Here is a 4,039-nt window from a genome sequence, read left to right as displayed (position 1 = left end):
CTTCTATTGTTGAGTTTGTTGTTAATTTACTATAAGCCACTACTGACATTTTAGTGTCTATTGCTTTAACTGTTATTGTCTGGGTTATATTTGATGATTGATATAAATTATCATCTAAATATAATATATTTAGTGTTTGTGTTCCTGCATTTAGATTTAAAACAATAATTGCCTGTCCATTTATAAGTGTAGTGTTTGTTAATAAGTTATTGTTATTATAAATTACAACTCTACCACTATTTACTAAGTTATTGTTAGAATCTCTTACAACTACCTTTATTGTAGTATTTTTAAGATCACTATTTAATACATCAGAATTAATTGTAGTTGCCCCAATATTTAACAATAAAGTTGTATTTGATGGTGCATAATTACTTGCATTATAACATACTGTGATAAGATGTATTCCTTTTTTAATTCCTAAATCAACATAAGTTTGATTACTTGTAACTTGTACTGTTTTTAATATTGTGTTATTTTCTTTTATAGTTATTGTACCAGTGTTTATTGAATTACCATTAGTATCATGGATATTTATTAATAGTTGTGTATTTGTTAGGTTAGATTTAGTAACAACTGCATTTACTTCTGATTTATTAATTTCTGAAGTATATAATTTAAGACAAGCTACACTATCTGAATTAGTTTTACCATTAACATATGAATTAGTTGTTGAAACTATTCTTGTATATTTACTTTCAGATATTGGAATTTGTACTGTTGAAGATGATACTAATTCTAGAACTACTTTTATTTTATCGTTAGTTTTTACATTAATTGATTTTGTAACTTGTACTGTTTCATATCCAAGATGTGTGAATAATCCTTTTTGTGTATGTTTTAATACATTATTCACATAGATACTTACAGTATAATTATTAGTTAAATCACTTACATATGTACCAAATGCTTTTATTAATTCATTACCAGAGGATATATATTCATTAGAATAATTTCCATATTTATTGGATTCAAGCCAGTTACTTATTCCACCAACATCATATTGGTATATTTTATCATAAGTTTCTGTGTTGTTGATTATGAATGTAAATCCACCAGCACCATATATATCATCACATGTATTTAATATACTTTCATCATAGTATGATACATAATAATATCCATTTTCACCAGAACTTGTACCCCAACTATTTTTAATAATAAATGCACCATTTCCTGGTGCTGGAGTTATGAAGTTATTTTTATCATAATTATCATCCCATCCAACTATACAAACTGCATGATTAGTATATTCTGGTTTTTCATGACAATAATATGAATTATGAGTATTATCTACATTTGAACCAAGCCAATAAATATCAGTATATACTGCTCCATACTTCATTATAGCTTTTTTATATTCATTATTATCAGTATAATTTGTTCTACTTGGAATTCCATACACATTATTTATTTGTATTAAATTGTTAATTTGAGGAGATACTATAATCTCTGGTATATATGGATCATTATTTTCATCTGTAGGTCCATACCAATTTATTAGATATGTTATTGGCATTTCATCATATCCACCTAAATTTGGTGATATGCACCATGCTGATTGTGAAAATAGTGCCATTATATTTTTCATGTTATTCTCAGATAAATCATATGAAATACCTGTTGCTTTAAGAATACATGATTCAAGAGCACCCATTGTTGCAAATGACCAACAGTTACCCCCACCACTTTGACTTTTAACACTTGTTACTTGATTTAATTTTCTTAAATCATAACTTGAAGGTATTGTTGTAATTGGTGTATTATTTAGGTTAGTGATAATTACTTGTGGTTTTTTAGTGGTTGTTATTTGATTTGTTATTATTGAATTAGTATTTGTTTGTGTGTTGTTTTTTGAGGTAAAACTTCTAGAATATTGTGAGTAGACATCTTCTGCTTTTGTTGCCTTGTTATTTATGAAGTTGTTGTTGTTAAGTGCAATATCTATCTGATTTGTATAGATACTTCCACCAAAGTATGTGGCTGTATTATTCTTGAAGATAGTGTTGTTTATGTTGATTTTTGAGTAGTCACCATATATGCTTCCACCATTTCTAGCAGAGTTATTAGTGAAATTAGATGATCTTATATCAAGATTTGAATATACATCAAAGAATACTCCTCCATCATATAATACTTTGTTGTTTGTGAAAGAAGAATTTATTATTGTACTGTTGTGTTTTGATTCTGTTATCTCTTCTCCATCACCGGAACCATTTAGAAATGTTGCTACACCACCAAATAATGCATAGTTATTGGAAAATATTGAATTATTTACAAATAAATCACTATCATAAACATAGAATACACCACCAGTACCTTTAAGCACAGAATTGTTTATAAAAGTACTTAAATTAACATTCATAGAACTTTTCTCTAAATATATGCATCCAGCCATAATAGTAGCTTTATTGTTATTGAATGTTGTGTTATATAACTGAGCACAACTTCCATATAACAATACAATACCTTTATATGCATTGTTATTTGTGAATATGGAGTTTTTTAGATATAAGTTAATGGAATTACTTGCTGAATTATAAATAACACTACTTTTTTGTGAGGATACATTGTTAAATAAACAATTATTCACTGTTAGTTTTCCATTATTTTTTATACATGCATCATATGATGTTATATTGTTATTTTTAAAAATACAATTATTAAGTTCAAGTGTACCAGTATTATAAATTACTTTTGTACTTGAATTTGTAAATGTTATATTTGTTATTGTTGTATGCTTATTAAAATTAAATACTTCATCATATGTATTATATCCTTTTATTATGGTTTTATTGGTATTTTCACCAATAATATTAACATCAATATTAACATCAATATTATCTACATTATAATTACCATTGGATATATATACAGTACTTCCATTTGTAATCTTGTTGAAATTTAATTGGTTAATTGTTTTCCATGGATTGTCTTTACTTCCATCACCATCATTTGTAACAGAAGCATTGAAGTAATAATTATCTGTAGTTTTCAAAGTTTTATTTAGTTTTTTTGTAGATGTATCTTTGGAAATAACATCTACTTTAGTTTGAATATCACTTGATTTTTTGTTAACTACATAGTTATTGGTATTTAACTTATTATCACTCTTTGTTATAGATTTTTCTGTTTTTTCTTTAGTTTCTACTGATATTTCTTTTTCTACCGTTTTAGATGATATATTTTCGTTTATATTACCTATGAGGGAAGATTGGTATGTATCAGTATGTTTTAAAGTATTTAAATTTGAATATGTGTTAGATGAATCTATAGAATTATCTACTGCATAAACAGAAGAAATACTAAAAAACATTATTATTACTAATAAAGTAAGTAATATTTTTTTATTCATAACGTTCCTCCTTTTTAATATTTATAGAAGTTAAATTTATTAAAATTTGTTAAAAAATAAGTTTTTTTTTAAAGTTTGTAATATTTTTTTTATATTTTAGAGTGTGTGACATTATATATATTTTTATTAGTTATGTTATACAAAATATCAATAAATATTTGAGAATTATAAACATAGTGATAATAAAAATCTTATTAAAAAAATATAAAAACAGAATTGTTGCACATTCTCTTTTTATCAAAAAAAGGAAATAGCTTAAAATTTTTTTATTTATAAATTTAAGCTATTATTTTGAATATTATTATTTTCTAGACTACTTGAATTATTATTTACTAATTTTATTTGAAGTAGTTTAGTATACTGTTGTTTGTTAATGGATTATTAATTAAGGATGTATTTATTTGACTGTTGTTGTTTAGAATATTCTGTGAGATATTGTTTTGTTGAGCTAGAGTGTTATTTACAGAAGAATTTGTTATATTTAAATTATCTTCTGAAACTTCAGNGTTGATGAGTATCCTCCTGTAACTTCTCCATGTGTATAATCCACTTCAATACTTACTCCATCTTCTGTTTCAACTATGTATACTGGATAGTCTGTTCTATCACTAACATAAACTTTTGTGAATTTTAGGTTTGGGTATTGTGTGTTAGCTATTTGTATAGCTTGGTTTGGTGTAATAC

Annotated in this window: 2 protein-coding genes; both read right to left on the bottom strand. The window is 25.1% G+C overall.

The genetic code is table 11. The features are described 5' to 3' along the window. The coding region (locus tag BZ132_RS03810; protein WP_286940538.1) for a C1 family peptidase at positions 1–3,355 on the bottom strand (3,355 nt) is incomplete at its 3' end. A gap of 481 nt (positions 3,356–3,836) precedes the next feature. After that, the coding region (locus BZ132_RS03805) for a PepSY domain-containing protein (protein ID WP_286940537.1) at positions 3,837–4,039 on the bottom strand (203 nt) is incomplete at its 5' end.

The organism is Methanosphaera sp. DEW79 (assembly GCF_003266085.1).
Lineage (GTDB): Archaea > Methanobacteriota > Methanobacteria > Methanobacteriales > Methanobacteriaceae > Methanosphaera > Methanosphaera stadtmanae.
The sequence above is the reverse complement of the archived record's forward strand: the minus strand, read 5'-3'. Positions and strand labels throughout refer to the sequence as shown.